The 12,998-nt window shown below is 41.4% G+C and carries 11 protein-coding genes; 5 read left to right on the top strand and 6 right to left on the bottom strand.

The features are described from left to right. Nucleotides 1-23: 23 nt before the first annotated feature. From H6G79_RS14370 to gyrA, 4 genes are read right to left on the bottom strand one after another with little or no spacing between them, the layout of a single operon-like run. Nucleotides 24-212, bottom strand: a complete 189-nt coding sequence (locus tag H6G79_RS14370) for a DUF6887 family protein (RefSeq protein WP_190589637.1) — start codon at nt 210-212, stop codon at nt 24-26. After that, entirely contained in the window at nt 209-385 is a 177-nt protein-coding gene (locus H6G79_RS14375; protein ID WP_190589636.1) for a DUF6888 family protein, read from the bottom strand. Before H6G79_RS14375 ends, H6G79_RS14370 begins: the two co-directional genes overlap by 4 nt. Before the next feature lie 17 nt (nt 386-402). After that, a complete protein-coding gene (gene lnt / locus H6G79_RS14380; RefSeq protein ID WP_190589635.1) occupies nt 403-2,025 on the bottom strand; it encodes an apolipoprotein N-acyltransferase in 1,623 nt (540 codons plus the stop codon). Next, the gene (gyrA, locus tag H6G79_RS14385; protein ID WP_190589634.1) at nt 2,022-4,610 is read right to left on the bottom strand and encodes a DNA gyrase subunit A; all 2,589 of its coding nucleotides are present in this window, start codon (nt 4,608-4,610) and stop codon (nt 2,022-2,024) included. The genes lnt and gyrA overlap by 4 nt, the downstream gene beginning before the upstream one ends. 528 nt (nt 4,611-5,138) lie before the next feature. On the opposite strand from gyrA, the gene H6G79_RS14390 reads away from it, so the two are divergent. Next, nucleotides 5,139-5,351, top strand: a complete 213-nt coding sequence (locus H6G79_RS14390) for a hypothetical protein (protein WP_190589633.1) — start codon at nt 5,139-5,141, stop codon at nt 5,349-5,351. 324 nt (nt 5,352-5,675) lie between these two features. Here the strand turns inward: H6G79_RS14390 and H6G79_RS14395 are convergent, their stop codons facing one another. Further along, on the bottom strand, nt 5,676-6,971 hold the full coding sequence (locus H6G79_RS14395; RefSeq protein ID WP_313933914.1) for a chloride channel protein: 1,296 nt from the start codon (nt 6,969-6,971) through the stop codon (nt 5,676-5,678). Nucleotides 6,972-7,183: 212 nt separating this feature from the next. On the opposite strand from H6G79_RS14395, the gene H6G79_RS14400 reads away from it, so the two are divergent. After that, entirely contained in the window at nt 7,184-7,852 is a 669-nt protein-coding gene (locus tag H6G79_RS14400) for a glycosyltransferase family A protein (RefSeq protein ID WP_190589632.1), read from the top strand. Nucleotides 7,853-7,859: 7 nt separating this feature from the next. Here the strand turns inward: H6G79_RS14400 and H6G79_RS14405 are convergent, their stop codons facing one another. Continuing rightward, on the bottom strand, nt 7,860-8,657 hold the full coding sequence (locus tag H6G79_RS14405; protein WP_190589631.1) for an FkbM family methyltransferase: 798 nt from the start codon (nt 8,655-8,657) through the stop codon (nt 7,860-7,862). A 115-nt stretch (nt 8,658-8,772) separates the two neighbouring features. On the opposite strand from H6G79_RS14405, the gene H6G79_RS14410 reads away from it, so the two are divergent. The 3 genes from H6G79_RS14410 to H6G79_RS14420 all read left to right on the top strand — a co-directional run bounded on the left by H6G79_RS14410 (nt 8,773) and on the right by H6G79_RS14420 (nt 12,795). Beyond that, on the top strand, nt 8,773-10,095 hold the full coding sequence (locus H6G79_RS14410; RefSeq protein WP_190589630.1) for an ABC transporter substrate-binding protein: 1,323 nt from the start codon (nt 8,773-8,775) through the stop codon (nt 10,093-10,095). Between the two features lie 420 nt (nt 10,096-10,515). Next, a complete protein-coding gene (locus H6G79_RS14415) occupies nt 10,516-11,190 on the top strand; it encodes a PEP-CTERM sorting domain-containing protein (RefSeq protein WP_190589629.1) in 675 nt (224 codons plus the stop codon). 453 nt (nt 11,191-11,643) lie between these two features. Next, nucleotides 11,644-12,795, top strand: a complete 1,152-nt coding sequence (locus tag H6G79_RS14420) for an alanine--glyoxylate aminotransferase family protein (RefSeq protein ID WP_190589628.1) — start codon at nt 11,644-11,646, stop codon at nt 12,793-12,795. Nucleotides 12,796-12,998: the final 203 nt, after the last annotated feature.

A 12,998-nucleotide genomic window follows, 5' to 3' on the forward strand; every position in this document is an offset into this window, starting at 1 on the left:
AACACAACGCTTTAGTTTTTGCTTTAAGCTTGCGACTTATTAATACGTTTTCGTAGTTCAGCCTCAAATTCTTCATCTGTAGTGCAAAGCACACCAGGGCGTTCATTCAATCTGTCCATATATTTGTGAAAAGCTTCTGTGTCATGAGGATGAGTTCTAATGTAAGTCAGCAAATCCTTATCAGACATTTCATCGAAATTCATTTTGCTCATTTAATAAATACCTCTCCATTGGGAAAGATTTCTACTTCAATTGTGTCTCCAATCAAAACAAAAATTCGTTTGGTACGTTCGTCCAATCTAACTATATTGATTGGCTGCATTAAATTACTTGCTGCTACGCATCTACGGTATAACGCTCGTAACTGCTCCGGTGTTGGTTCCATATCCTCCTTATTTTAATTTACGTTGAGCCTCTCTTAGTTTTACCCACAAACCAACCCACAACACCCAAACCCAACAACAACGGTGTTAACCAATCTCCCCAACGCACGTATAAAGTCTGCGTTTGGCGGCGATATATAGTCTCTGCGTGAGTTTCATAGATGTTATAGCCAGATATCCACAATGTTCTACCGTGGGGATCGACAAAAGCTGAATAGCCTGTATTTGTTGCTCGTGCTGACCACCTATCTGTTTCAATTGCTCTCATGATATCCTGAGCATGATGCTGGAATGGCATGGCTGCACTGTAATGGGCATCGTTAGAAGAACTGAGGATAAATTGTCCACCCACCGCAGCTTGACGGCGAAATATTTCAGGAAATGCAGATTCGTAGCAAATACCAACTATCGCCCTACCAAAAGGTGTATCAAATATCTGGTTGGCTGCACCATGAACTTGGTGTTCATCTAACGGTGATAAGCGACTAATTAATTTACCTAAAATTTCTTCAAAGGGTATAAATTCGCCCAAGGGTACTAATTTCGATTTATCGTAGCGGCTGGTGGTTTCACCTTTGCTATTAACTGTAAATAAACTGTTTGTATAACTGCGTCCTTTTTCCCCAAATGCACCAACCCAAATTACTACGCCTGTTTTTTGGACTGCGGAAATTAAGGGCGTATCTCCAAAATTGCGTTCAAAGATAGGTAACGCGCCTTCGGGTGTGAGGACTGCATTAACACCTTGTGCGGCGAGAGTTACATAGCCATTTGTATAGCCTGTAATGGCGCGGCGATAACCTTCAGGTTTGACTTTGATTTTGTTGGGGATGTTACCTTGAATGATGCCAATTTTTAAGGCTGCTTCTGGTGGTTGGGCTATGGGTTGGCTATATAGGTAAAAGCCTATTAGGTGTAGGGTGATGAATAATGCTGTTGCTGAGGTTAAATATTTATTTACGAACCGCCGAGGCGCAGAGAACGCAGAGGATAGGTAGGCTTCGGCGATGAGGCCGTTGATTGCGGCGATCGCAGCTGTTACAGTATTAGGGCCAGAGAGTTGACCGAGGTGTAAAATTATCAAGTTATGCGGTGATTGAGTATAAGCTAGAGAACTCCACCACAGCGAACCGGAACTCCACAAACTTTCTAAGCCGCACCATAAGGCTGTACCAATTAAAACACGCAACCAAGGTTTTGACTGATTCAGGTGTGCCATCACCGCACCCCAAATAGTTACAAATAGCCCTCCCCACAGGCTAATAAATCCCCAGCAAAACACGGTGATAGCTAAACTCGGCCACCAAGGTACACCCAACCAATCCATCGGGTGTATACCAGTAATCCAAAATAAGGCGACGCTGTGATAACCGATACCCCAGAGTAAGGGTAAAAGGTAAAAAGTCAAAGGTAAAAGCCAGGGTTTTGGCTTTTTAGCTTCTAAATGATGTTTACTTTTTTGAACAACTATTACCCAAAGTGGGGCTAAGGCTATCCAAGCCAGAAACCACGCACCCACAGGCGCAACGGTTAGCCCCATCAAAACGCCACTAATCAGAGAAAGCAAAAGGTAAAAGGCAAAAGTTAAAAATGAATGATCGCCTTTTCCTTTTTCCTTTTTACTTTTTACTTTTGCGTTCATTCCGCTTCTTCTGTATCACCCGTATCAGGCGGTACGATCGCAACTCCGGTAATGGCATCATCTTCATCCAAGCGTTGCACTCTCACACCTGTTGCCGATCGCGATTGTATTGAAATCGCATTGGTCGCCTGCCGGATAATAATACCGCGATTTGTGACCATCATGATTTCGTCGTCGTTGTTGACGATTTGCAAGGTGGCTAATTTGTCTTTGGTTTTGCGGTTTTTGAATTTAGTCGCCATTAAACCTTGACCTGCGCGGTTTTGCAAGCGGAATTGCCCGACGGGAACACGTTTCCCATAGCCGCCCATTGTAATAACTAGCACCCAAGGGCCGACACTACCGTTAGCTGCTACTTCTGTGGTTTCTTCGATAATTTCGACTTCTTCGGTTTCGATTTCTTCGATGTCTGACTCTTCTGTTCCCGTGTCGAGTGTGTCTAAAATAGCGGCGGGAATAATATCCATCCCCACAAGTTCATCGCCGGTTTTGAGTTTCATTGATTTCACACCACGGGTCGCCCTCCCTAGAGGACGCAGTTGTTCGTGGGTACATCTAAAGTGAATGGCCATCCCCAGACGTGAACCAATGATGATGCTATCTTCAACTCTGGCGCGACGTACCCACCGTAGTTGATCCCCTTCTTCTAAGGAAATAGCAATTAAACCATTGGCGCGAATATTACTAAAGGCGGCTAATGCGGTTTTCTTGATATTGCCACCTTTAGTTAGCATGACTAAATATTCGTCGTCGCTGAATTCATCAACGGGGACAATGGAGGTGATTTTCTCTTCTTTGGGAATGGGTAACATCTGGACGATGGGTGTACCGCGACTGGTACGGGAACCCACAGGAATTTGATAAGCTTTGAGACAGTAAACTACACCGCGATCGCTAAAGAATAAAACACTGTCGTGGTCGCAGCAAGTTAAGAAATGCTCTACTGTATCATCATCTTTGACTTTGGCGGCGGCTTTCCCTCTGGTGGCGCGGCTTTGCGCTTCAAAGGTATTCACCGGCATCCGTTTGATGTAACCTTGTTCTGTTAACAGAATAATTGCCTTTTCGTTCGCAATTAAGTCACGTTCATCAATTTCCCCTTCGGCGTGGGTAATAATTGTGCGTCGGGGTGTGGCGAAGTTGGTTTTAATTTGGGAAATTTCGGTTTCAATAATTTCTAAGATTCTTTCTCGCCGCGCCAAAATATCTTGTAAATTAGCGATTTGTTTTTGCAAATCTTCGTGTTCTAGGCGAATTTTATCGGCTTCTAGGGCTGTCAATCGCCGTAGCTGCATTTGTAAAATTGCGTCGGCTTGGACTTCCGAAAGTCCATAATTTGTAATTAATTCACCTTTGGCTGTGGGTGCATCCGGCGCATGACGAATTAAGTTAATAATTGCATCTAAATGGGATAAGGCAATCAATAACCCTTGCAAAATATGGTCGCGTTCTTCGGCTTTTCGCAGTTCGTATTGGGTGCGTCTGGTAATGGATACGATGCGGAAATCGAGAAAGACTTCTAAAAACTGCTTGAGGGTGAGGATTTGCGGTTCCCCGTTCACCAACGCCAGCATATTTGCCCCAAAGTTGGCTTGCAGTGGGGTTTGCTTGTAAAGGTTGTTCAATACCACGCGGGGATAAGCATCGCGCTTGAGTTCGATGACAATTCGCATCCCGTCGCGATCGCTTTCGTCACGGATATCTGCAATGCCTTCGATGCGCTTATCATTCACCAATTCGGCGATTTTCTCAATTAATGCCGCTTTGTTGGTTTGATAAGGCAGTTCGGTAACAATAATTGCTTCCCGTTCAGGACGACCACGCTGTTCAATGGTTTCGATATTGGCAACACCGCGCATGGTAATCGAACCACGCCCAGTGGTGTAAGCTTCTTTAATTGCTGCCGTGCCGAGAATGTGCGCCCCAGTCGGAAAGTCTGGCCCAGGGATATACTGCATTAACTGGAGGTCGGTGATTTCGGGGTTGTGAATCAACGCGACTACCCCGTCAATCAGTTCGCCTAAGTTGTGGGGCGGGATATTTGTCGCCATCCCCACCGCAATTCCCGATGAACCATTGAGTAGCAGTTGGGGAATGCGCGATGGTAAAACTGTGGGTTCTTGTTGGGAACCGTCGAAGTTATCCGCAAAGTCTACGGTTTCTGATTCAATGTCTTGGAGTAGGGCGGCGCTGGTTAAAGCTTGCAAGCGACATTCTGTGTATCGCATTGCGGCTGGGGGATCGTTATCTACCGAACCAAAGTTACCATGTCCGTTGATTAAGGGCGATCGCATGGAAAAATCCTGCGCCATCCGCACCAAGGCATCATAGACTGCTGTGTCGCCGTGGGGGTGATATTTACCCAACACTTCCCCAACCACACGGGCGCATTTTCTAAATGGGCGATCGTGCGTTAAACCTAGCTCGTGCATAGCGTAAAGAATACGGCGATGCACAGGTTTCAGACCATCCCTGGCATCTGGTAGCGCCCGACCTACTATCACACTCATGGCGTATTCCAGATAAGACCGGGACATTTCGTTCCGCAGATCCGTTGGGATAATCCTCTCCTGTGAGGTTGTCATAACCTAAAAAACTCCAAAAATCGTAGTATTTAGCCTTTATAGTTGGCAAAGCGTAAAATTATTCCAAATTACTCTTGAATAATTGACATATTTTGATACAATTCTAGCACGTATTGTTTTTTTTTGCCCGCAGAGTTATCATCAAGCCTCTGGTTTCATAGCTGCTGCGAATGTGTGAAAGCAGGCTTAACTAAGCAAGCGGGAGTTAAACAAAAAAAATATCCAAATTTTACCCAAAATAAACGTGATTTGCCAAAATAATCGTTATACCCAACCTCAACCAACAAGAGGTCAAGAATGAGCGACAGTTAACGATTCAAGCTATAGCAATCCTAGTTTGATGTGCGAACAACAGAGATCAGGGCGACAAGGTAGACAAGGGCGAGATGTTGGTAATTCATTTAGGACTGCTAGAGACAAAACCAACAGCAATCACGCCAATGTAACGGGATTTTAATATCATTTGTTGGTTATCGGTTGACCGGGGCTATCATAATACAGTTCAATTATCAATATTGAGTTTGACAGATGACATTTCAACAATTAGCGATCGGTAGCTATTTCCGTCTTCCTGGAATAAGTTACAGCTGTGTATATCGCAAAGCCAGTTATTCTTATTGCAGTCTCAATAAACTATTACAACCAATTCGTCCCACAACAAAAGTTATTCCTTTAAATGCCAAAGAAATTGCTAAATATTTTGCCGAGCAGAAAGAATTTATGAATCAACTCAAGAGATAAAGGCTAATAATATAGCAGTCATTGATGTACGCACATAAAAGATAAGGGAGACAAGGGAGAGATATTTGTTTGTAAATCCTTTAAAATTGATATATCTAAAAAAGCTATATATAGCCTTTCTCATTCTAGTGAAGTACAAACAAGAATAATTAACCGCAGATGGACGCAGATGGACGCAGATAAATTTGTACCTCAGCAGACTAGGAAAAGCTATATAGCTTTTTTTATTCCAATTAGGTACATTCATCTAGCCTCTAGCCTCTATTAACTTGTACTGCGCTCAACCGGAAAACGCTGTAAATATTTATTTTTAGCAGTGATTAATTAATGAATCGCTTCTGGCTGCGACTTCATTTGAGCCGCAATCAAAGGTACTTTAGGTGCTAGAAAAAATCCCACCAAACTAGCAAATAAAATTGGTGTAAATGGACTGAAACTAGTGAGTTTTGAGAGTAACAAAGTTGTACTAATGGGTGTGCGTGTTACGGCTGCATTTAGCGCCGCCATTGTACAAATCATGGCTAAAGCAGGATTAACACCCGGAATCAAAACTACCACAGCTTTACCAATACAAGCACCAGTGAAAAATAAGGGGATAATAAATCCACCACGCCAGCCACCTGTAACTGTCATACTAATAGCTGCCATTTTACCCAAAGCCAGTGTTAACAGAAAAATCCCCGAAAAACTAGTTGTCAGAACAGTTTCTAACTCTTCATGGCCAAAATAACGGGTGAGAGGTAAGAACGTGGCTAAACTACCAATTCCCAACCCAGCTAATGTGGTGCGTAAATAAATGGGGCCGGGTATGCGGTGAACAACATTGTCGCAGGTGCGAAAAATCCAGATGAAAATCCATCCTGCGATCGCCCCAATCATCCCAAACAAAATCGCCAAGGCAAAATCATCGATATTTTCTAAGCGATATTGGGGAAAATGCCAAGTTGGTGCAATTCCTAAATGAGTAATCGCCGTAAATACCAAATAACTCGCACAACTAGACACAATTGCCGGCATTAACGCTTCGTAATATTCCACAACATGCTGATGATGCAAGATTTCTAAAGCAAACATCGCCCCGCCTAGAGGTGCGCCAAACAAAGCCGTAAAACCAGCCGCCATCGCCGCCAAACTCATCGATCGCAAATCTTCACCTTCAAGTTTCAGGCGATCGCCTAACCAAGTCCCAAAGGAACCTGTAACCTGCACCAATGGCGCTTCTGGGCCAGCACTTCCACCAGCCGCAATACTAACTAAAGAAGCTAGAATCATCGAGGGGTTTTTTCGTCCATCCAAGCGTCCACCGCGAAAATGAATATTATCCACAATCACGGCAATTTCCCCAGGATTACCCAAAAAATGAATCACTAGCCCCACAATTAAACCAGCCAGTGGCATCACAATTAACAAACTTAAACCTTGGAATCTTTCCAACTGGTGAGTTAACAGTTCTAAAACATTCCAGTACAACCCAGCAAACAAACCACTAACCGTCCCTACCACAACCCAACGCAACACCCAGCGAGAAATCATCAAGGGATTACGCCTTGACAGTCCAAACAGTTGCGTTAATGCCCAACTTTGGGGTTGATTATTTGGGGGTGGCGGATTTAATGGCACTGTTAATATCCTTTTGAGAAAACTACAAATAATGAAGATTTACTACTATCTTGTATAATACTTCCGTTATCCCTGCTCACTCTAGCAGTCATAAATCAGTTATAAACAAAGCCACTGACTCAGCCCTAGTCTCTATTTGCTGCTGAGATGAGTTATAAATCCCATCAAATTGGTATATCATTGAGCAATTTAGATTTTTGAGGGGTTGCATCATGACTAATGTAATTTTTGACTTACTGCCAGAAATATCAATTATTATTTGTACCTACAATCGCGGCAAATATTTAAATCGTTGTATTAATAGCGTACTTGCCCAAACTTTTCAAGATTGGGAGTTAATTATAGTAGACGATGGCAGTAACGATAATACGTTTGAAATTGTAGATCAATATATTAATGTTTTTCCGAATGTTCGTTATTTAAAGCATCAAAACAAAAAACAATGTCATGCTAAAAATGCTGGCATTCAAGCATCTTTTGGGAAATACATCACGTTTTTAGATAGCGATGATGCTTATTTGCCAGAACATCTAGAAACTCGCCTTAAATATCTACGGCAGTATCCAGAAATTGATTTAATTGAAGGTGGATTTCTTACCGATGAAGAAATTTGGGTTGCTGACTATTTTCAACCCGGTAAAATCATAAATCTGCGAGAATGTGTACTTGGCCCGACATTTTTTGGCAAGAGACAAGTCTTTTTTGATTTGCAAGGTTTTAATAATATGACTTACGGAGAAGATACTGATTTTTGGGAACGGGCAGAGAAATTATTCAGAACTCAAAAGTTACCTGATTTGCAAACATATATTTATACAAGAGCAGAAACTAGTGTGACTAAAAGTTTCTTAGAATCAACTTCCCAGTCCCCATTGCCATAAACAATATTTAAAGACTAGCATGAGTATCATACCAAGGCTCTTTTAGTTGCAGACTTTCTAGTAATATTTTTCCCAAAGGGAATTTTAAAATCCCATTTGTACCCAAAAGTCTATATTCCAGAAAAACCCGTTTGTAGACCTTGAGTACTTCAGTTTCAGACAACCAAACTCCTGGGGCTTCTTCTCCAAAAAGTCCACTAGCACCGTATTCAAATTGATGGCTGATATATTGACCTTCTTTCGCTGGGAAGGGACAGATTTGTCGAGGTACATCTGGTTGTCTGATAGCTTTGAATTTCTTGTATCCAAGTTCCTTTAACAGCGCAAATTCTTTTAACAGGTCATGCCAAGACGCTTTTGTAGATTCTATAGATAGAAACTGCGGTTTGCTTTCAACTTTCTGTAAACCCTGTAAGCATAATATATCAGCACCTTCAATATCAACTTTTAGATAATAGGGAGTGCCAAACTCCTGTAAAATATCTTCAAATCTTCGCCCTTCTACTGTTATAGCTGTAGAGCGTGTGCCAAAAAACTCGTTACGCTGGACAAAATCGGGTGAAGTTGTACTCCAAAAACTTCTGTCTAGGTTGACATATAGAGTAATTGGTTGATTTAGAGGGGATACAGCAATATTTAAGAGTAGCAACTGACCAGTTTCTATATAAGAATTTAGTTTTTGCTTAGTGTCACTATAAATATTGGGGTTAGCTTCAATACCAATAACTCGAAATCCTTTTTTGAGATAAAACTCAGTATCTTCTCCTGTATGAACACCAACATCTATGACTAAATTTTTATCCATCTTCGACCTATCCTAATTGCAAATACATAATATTTTAATCTAAATTAGTATTTTTAGAGATACTTTATAAATAGGCGTTTAGCGATCATACAGACTGTGTATAACGGAAAGTTATATGAAACTTACTATTTTTTCGTTCTCCAATCTTAAAATTCTTTATCAGTTTCTTGGCTCTATTTGGCGAATTACTATTTTTCTATTTATCTTGAGTATCAGCATTGTTTTGTTATCTAGTTGTGAGGTAAGAGAAACTCAAAATGAGCAAATTACTCGCATCACACTATGGCATGGAATTAATCCACCTGTAAATCGTGATGTATTCCAAAAATTAGTAGATAAATTCAATCAAACTCATGTTGATGTCCAGGTAGAATCTATTTACGCTGGTCAACTGGGTCAACAACTACCAAAAATCTTAACAGCAGTTGTTGGTAAAGTACCGCCCGATATTCTCTGCTTTTACCCCCAAATTACTGGTCAGTTAGTCGAACTTAGTGCAGTTCGTCCGTTAGAAGGTTGGTTTGACAAACTACCTTTAAAATCAGAACTTAGCCAGAAGCTTTTAGACGAATTAAAGTTAGATGGGCATTTATGGTCAGTACCACTGTATACAAGTAATATTGGCATTTTTTATCGTCCCACATTATTTAAAGCTGCGGGGATTACAAATACACCCAAAAATTGGGAAGAATTGCGACAAGCTGCCAAAAAATTAACTGTAGACCGCAATGGAGATGGACGGCCAGAACAATATGGAATGTTGCTACCTATGGGTAAGGGAGAATGGACGGTTTTTAGTTGGTTTCCCTTTTTATCGAGTGCTGGCGGTGAAATTGTCAGCAATGGTGTCCCGAATTTAAATAACCCCCAAGCAGTTCACGCGCTTCAATTTTGGCAAGACTTATTAAAAGATGGTTCCGCCACTCTTTCGCCACCAGAACGCGGCTATGAAGAAGATGCTTTTCTTCAGGGACGTGTAGCTATGCAAATTACTGGCCCTTGGACTTATATCACCAAGTCTCAGACAGACTATCAAGTTTTCCCTATACCCAGAGATGTTGAATCAGCGACTGTCACAGGTACAGGTAACTTTTATGTGATGAAAACTACGCCAGAGAAAGAACAAGCTGCACTGAAATTTTTAGAATATGTTTTGAGTGAAGAATTTCAAACAGAATGGTCTATTGGTACAGGTTTTTTGCCAGTTAATCTCAAATCTGCCCAAAGCGAAGCTTATCAGCAATATATCCAGCAAAAACCTTGGATCAAAGTTTTTTTAGATCAAATGTCTGTAGCCCGATCTCGTCCTACTTTAGCTGGATATAGTCGTATATCTGAAAGTCTTGGTCGAGCAATTGAGGCGACGTTGCTAGGTGATTCTCCCCAATCTGCACTTAAGCAAGCTCAAGAACGTTTAGAACTGATTTGGGGAAAGTGAAACAGAGCAAATTTACACCAATTTTATAGAAAATTATGAGTGATGAAGTCTCTCATTGCGATCGCCACAATACAGCAATGAATGAATATTGTATTTGCCAGCAGTGCTTTTGAGAATTTGCCGAACTATTTGATTTTCAGTTTCTGCCCTAATTGATGATGGCTGATAGCAGCTTATCTAAAAACATGATTTATGTTTTTAGATATAAAAATTTTATGAAGCTTCAGTAAAAACACTTGCTTCAGATGGTTTTTTAGAGAAAAGTGTTGTGTATCAGCATCAATAGCATAACTTACGTATAAAGATTTTCGATTGAGATGAAAGGGATGTAAGAGTTCTGCACACCTACACCCCTTTAAAGCCTCATACCCTTATACCTTTCTGCGTATCAACTTTGTCATCTTCACAAGCGTAAATACAATGAAAAATTTTGGTTTGACGAATACTTTACTAGTGGCTGGTACAGGAGCAGCATTTGTTTTTACTGCTAGTCCATCTCCAGCAGCAGTGATCAATATTTCAGATTTTACAGAATGGGAAAGTATTGGAAATGTTAACTTGAGTGGTGAGCAAGCTGCTCTGTTTACTGGTGATGGTGTTTCTGACACTAATCTAGAGAACTTCTTGGGACTAGCGTCTGGAACTTTAGATACTTTTAATGGTCAAAATGTCACTGATGGTTCTGCTATCAAAAACACGCTGACAGTCCAAGCTGGAGATGTTTTGACATTTGATTGGCTCTTCCAAGCTGGTGATTATCTACCTTACAATGATTTTTCCTTCTACTCTATTGGTACTTCTCTAAATAGACTGGCTGATGTGCTTCAGGTAGGTAATTTTGGCCAAACTGCATCTCGAACTGCTTACACATTCACCACAGGCGGCACTTACACTATAGGATTTGGAGTGGTAAATACATTTGATCGGTTTTCTGGTGATCGGTTTTCTGGATCAAATCTGACTGTTCGCAGTTCTGGTGGTGTTCAGCCTGTTCCTGAACCTATGACTATTGTCGGTTCATTGGTAGCAGGTGCTTTTGGTGTGGCTTTACGCCATAAGAAAAAGCAACAACAAAAGGTTGACTCGGATGTGTGACCAAACAATCTCTATGGTTGTGTGTAGTAATGCAGTTAAATGTAAATAAATATTAATATGAGAGCGATCGCCCATCGCTCTTATTTTATGGATTAAAAACTAGAAACTACAAAATTTGATAAGTCATTGTACCTGTACCCAATTTGTGAGATTCTAGATAATCGCTGCTATTAAACTTCAATTCACTGGGTAATAAACTTAGATGTCTTCTTTACGTTAGCTACAGATACGCCCCTCCCAGACTCTCAGACGTGGGTATTGATGCGTCTAGTGAGATTGCTGACAACCAGAGTTTCAGGTTATCGAAGGTCAAGCTGACCCATAATTTTAGAGATTTGGAGAATACAGAAAATACTGGTGCAACCCGCAAATAAATATGTGTCGATTTTGCTCCAGGATTAACCATCCCCTAAACTTTTAACTGTTATTTGACTATTAGGATAGGACAAAGATATGGAAAATAAGCTGATGCTGATGATTCCTGGCCCCACACCAGTGCCAGAGGCTGCTTTACTTGCTTTAGCTAAACACCCCATCGGACACCGTACCAATGAGTTTAGTAACATTTTGGCAGATGTGACAGCTAATCTAAAATGGCTGCACCAAACCGAAAGCGATGTGCTGATGCTGAATGTTAGTGGTACAGGTGCGGTAGAAGCCGGGATCATTAATTTTCTATCCCCTGGCGATCGCATTTTAGTTGGTAGTAATGGTAAATTTGGTGAACGCTGGGCGGAAGTCGGACAAGCCTACGGGTTAAATGTAGAAACCATTACAGCAGAATGGGGTCAACCTTTAGACCCAGCGCAGTTTGCGGCCAAACTACAAGCCGACACAGCCAAAGAAATCAAAGCTGTCATTGTCACCCACAGCGAAACCTCCACTGGCGTTCTCAACGATTTGGAAACCATCAACCGCCACGTTAAAGAACATGGCGAAGCTTTAATTATTGTGGATGCTGTCACCAGTTTGGGCGCATTTAATTTACCTGTGGATGCTTGGGGATTAGATGTCGTCGCTTCCGGTTCTCAAAAAGGTTACATGATTCCCCCTGGCTTGGGTTTTGTGTCTGTCAGCGCCAAAGCTTGGGAAGCTTACAAAACAGCTAAATTGCCGAAATATTATCTAGATTTAGGCAAATACAAGAAATCTACCGCTAAAAATACTACTCCTTTCACCCCCCCAGTAAATCTGATTGTGGCACTGCATACCACCTTGGGCATGATGAAAGAAGAAGGTTTAGAATCTATTTTTGGCAGACACGAACGCCAAAAGAATGCGACTCGCGCCGCTATTAAAGGTTTAAACTTGCCCTTATTTGCAGCCGATAGCCATGCTAGTCCAGCCATTACAGCCGTAGCACCACAAAATATTGAAGCGGATAAAATTCGCTCATTGATTAAAAAACGCTTTGATATTGCCTTAGCTGGTGGTCAAGACCATTTGAAAAATAAAATTTTCCGCATCGGTCACTTGGGTTTTGTGAGCGATCGCGATATTCTTAGCTGCATAGCATCCCTAGAAGTTGTACTGTTAGAACTCGGTTATGAAAACTTTACTCCGGGTGCTGGTGTAGCGGCAGCAGCTAAAGTATTGAATGGTTAATCGTCAATGGTCAATGGTCAATAGTTATTCATCAAACTTCTGACCAATAACCAATGACCAAAAATTAAAAGAGCGAGTAGAATTACCATCTTTAACTCGCTCTTTCAACCTGGACTTACATAAATAGGCTTGGTAAAAGTCAGTTTTCCTGTATATCAGCCTTGGAACAAGGCCGTTTGGATGTGACATACCTGATTTTCTCC

It is taken from the genome of Anabaena sp. FACHB-83 (genome assembly GCF_014697485.1).
Lineage (GTDB): Bacteria > Cyanobacteriota > Cyanobacteriia > Cyanobacteriales > Nostocaceae > Nostoc_B.

Bases quoted from the DNA above. Each gene is read 5' to 3' on its own strand.
- H6G79_RS14370 (WP_190589637.1), bottom strand. From the start codon at position 212: ATGAGCAAAATGAATTTCGATGAAATGTCTGATAAGGATTTGCTGACT.
- H6G79_RS14375 (WP_190589636.1), bottom strand. From the start codon at position 385: ATGGAACCAACACCGGAGCAGTTACGAGCGTTATACCGTAGATGCGTA.
- lnt (WP_190589635.1), bottom strand. From the start codon at position 2,025: ATGAACGCAAAAGTAAAAAGTAAAAAGGAAAAAGGAAAAGGCGATCAT.
- gyrA (WP_190589634.1), bottom strand. From the start codon at position 4,610: ATGACAACCTCACAGGAGAGGATTATCCCAACGGATCTGCGGAACGAA.
- H6G79_RS14390 (WP_190589633.1), top strand. From the start codon at position 5,139: ATGACATTTCAACAATTAGCGATCGGTAGCTATTTCCGTCTTCCTGGA.
- H6G79_RS14400 (WP_190589632.1), top strand. From the start codon at position 7,184: ATGACTAATGTAATTTTTGACTTACTGCCAGAAATATCAATTATTATT.
- H6G79_RS14405 (WP_190589631.1), bottom strand. From the start codon at position 8,657: ATGGATAAAAATTTAGTCATAGATGTTGGTGTTCATACAGGAGAAGAT.
- H6G79_RS14410 (WP_190589630.1), top strand. From the start codon at position 8,773: ATGAAACTTACTATTTTTTCGTTCTCCAATCTTAAAATTCTTTATCAG.
- H6G79_RS14415 (WP_190589629.1), top strand. From the start codon at position 10,516: ATGAAAAATTTTGGTTTGACGAATACTTTACTAGTGGCTGGTACAGGA.
- H6G79_RS14420 (WP_190589628.1), top strand. From the start codon at position 11,644: ATGGAAAATAAGCTGATGCTGATGATTCCTGGCCCCACACCAGTGCCA.